The 2,222-nt window shown below is 37.4% G+C and carries 3 protein-coding genes; all 3 read right to left on the reverse strand.

The genetic code is table 11. The features are described from left to right. Positions 1–495 precede the first annotated feature (495 nt). On the reverse strand, positions 496–1,329 hold the full coding sequence (locus tag ACJJVX_RS00255; protein ID WP_405629486.1) for an acyl-CoA thioester hydrolase/BAAT C-terminal domain-containing protein: 834 nt from the start codon (positions 1,327–1,329) through the stop codon (positions 496–498). A 234-nt stretch (positions 1,330–1,563) separates the two neighbouring features. Continuing rightward, positions 1,564–1,887 carry a hypothetical protein gene (locus ACJJVX_RS00260; protein ID WP_405629488.1) on the reverse strand — a complete coding sequence of 108 codons (324 nt, stop codon included), beginning with the start codon at positions 1,885–1,887 and terminating at the stop codon, positions 1,564–1,566. Between the two features lie 214 nt (positions 1,888–2,101). Then, the coding region (locus ACJJVX_RS00265; RefSeq protein ID WP_405629490.1) for a transposase at positions 2,102–2,222 on the reverse strand (121 nt) is incomplete at its 5' end.

Raw genomic sequence — 2,222 nt, forward strand, 5'->3', positions numbered from 1 at the left:
TGCTTTGCATGGACTTCAGTGGCGTTACAAACCTCGTCAGTCAGACTGTATTTATCGGAGCGATGCCAGCACTTCAGGGACACGTATCCCCTGTGGCCTACTTAATTCTCTGTGTACGCTTCACCTAGCTTGTTCGCTGAAAAAAAATTCAGCTCCGCCATAGGCGCAACACTCGATACGGGTGGTGAGTTAAACCTTACCCGACAGGGACTTGCACCCTGCAAGATGCATCAAGCTTCGCTTGACGCACCAACGAGGCTGTAGAATAACTCTAACAGCCAAATTCAATTAAAAAACGAGCTCCTATAATTAACTCTAAGCGTTTTTAAAGCACTAGGCAATGCATTTAGGACCCACAAAACTGGCTGTTTTTCTTAAAAAAGAGTAATTCTACAACCTCAACGCCTTGCTAAGAGGCAAAAAATTGTTGGCTAAAATTAGCGACGAAGGAGCAAAAGCCAACTGTTTTTTGTCCTTTTAAGCAACTTGTTAGCACTACAATGTACTCACAAAATGATTAATTATTGATTTTTTAATTTCAGGAGCCGTCTCTTTACTGAAACCATGGCCTGTTTTGTAAGAGTTATGCACTATTTTATGTTTAAACTGCTTACTTTTTAAATAAACTTCGATGTCTTTAGACATTTGAAAAGATGGCCAAACTTGATCGTTTTCTGCTGAGATCATTAATATTGGACCATTAATATTTTCAAATTTAAATAAAGATTTATTAACGTTAGTTTTATTTTCTAATGCGACTGTAAATCTGTCGATTAACTTAGCATTTGAATCTAACTCTAAACCTAAAGCTGGAATGTCTTGACCTTCAATTGTCCAAGCAGACTTCGGTACTGTTAGACCATACCAAGCAACTTTACTTGGAGTCGTAACAACTACAGATTTAATACGAGAATCCATACTTGCCAACAGAAATGCAGCCTCTGAACCTCTAGAGCCACCAACCACACCAATTTTAGATGAGTCTATTAAAGGATGTGTTTCTAAATAGTTAATTGCATCAATGAAATACTCCATTGGTATTTGATCTAGTGTTTGAGAAATACCTTTTTCTTTAAAATAAGCTAGCCCTAAAACAGCAACACCATGAGGTGCGATCATTTCACCATTAGCATTACCAGTACCTAACCCGCCTTCAAAGCCCCCAAAGGCAATTACCACGGGAAATTTTTTTTCAGCTTTTGGTAAATATAAGTTAGCAACTAAGTTTTTATATTCAACTTTACTTACTTCATATTCGTAAATTTCAGCTTGTAATGAAAAAGAACCTAATGAAGCAATTAGAAGTAAAAAATGTATGAGTTTATGCACGCTATCTCCTTGTAGTGCTAACGAGGCTGTAGAATAACTCTAACAGCCAAATTCAATTAAAAAACGAGCTCCAGTAATTAACTCTAAGCGTTTTTAAAGCATTAGGTAATGCATTTGGAACCCATAAAACAGGCTGTTTTTCTTAAAAAAGAGTAATTCTACAGCCACAACACCTTCTATAACCGGTGGTGGCCGCTCTTGCCAACATCCGGTTCATAGTTTTGTTATACCTTGCTAAGTCCATATAGACCAACTGACTAACAAACCTAATAATGCTGAGATAATAGCAACTAGAATAGCCGATGACTTTTTAACATATCCATTATGTAAAACATACCCTTGCATGTACAACTTCAAAAGCTGGTCAGATATCTCAGAGGGGTATTTTAAATTCGCCGCTTTCAGTAATTTATCTTGGACTAAAGGTATCCAATGATTAGGACTATTGTCTTCCTCATTCTTCAAATCTTCTTTGATTGCAACCGACAACTCAGTACCTTCCAACTCGGAAGAGGACACTAATGTCATTGCTCTTTGGAAATACTTAGAAACGTCCATCGCCCCACCTGGCATAACGAGCCTGTAGAATAACTCGTTTTTAATTTATTTTTATTGATGCTTCAACCATAGCTGAGTTCCTATTTTGATTCAATCGACAACTGACTTTCACGTGAAAATATAAAAAGAGGATTTGCTGTTGCTTTAGTGGGTGTTTTGGAAGGGATTGCAGGTGTTTAAGTGGCTTATTTAAGGTGGTAAGGGGTTACCCTTATTAATGTATCGTGTTTCTCAGCTTTTCTAGATTATGAACAAGGCAATACAGTTGCCATTGCGCATTCACTTTCGTTTGTCCGCGTAAGGTCAATTTGTTCATGCCTTTATTGACTGTAATA

It is taken from the genome of Pseudoalteromonas sp. Ld20 (assembly GCF_045064175.1).
In the GTDB taxonomy this organism is placed as follows: Bacteria; Pseudomonadota; Gammaproteobacteria; order Enterobacterales; family Alteromonadaceae; genus Pseudoalteromonas; species Pseudoalteromonas neustonica.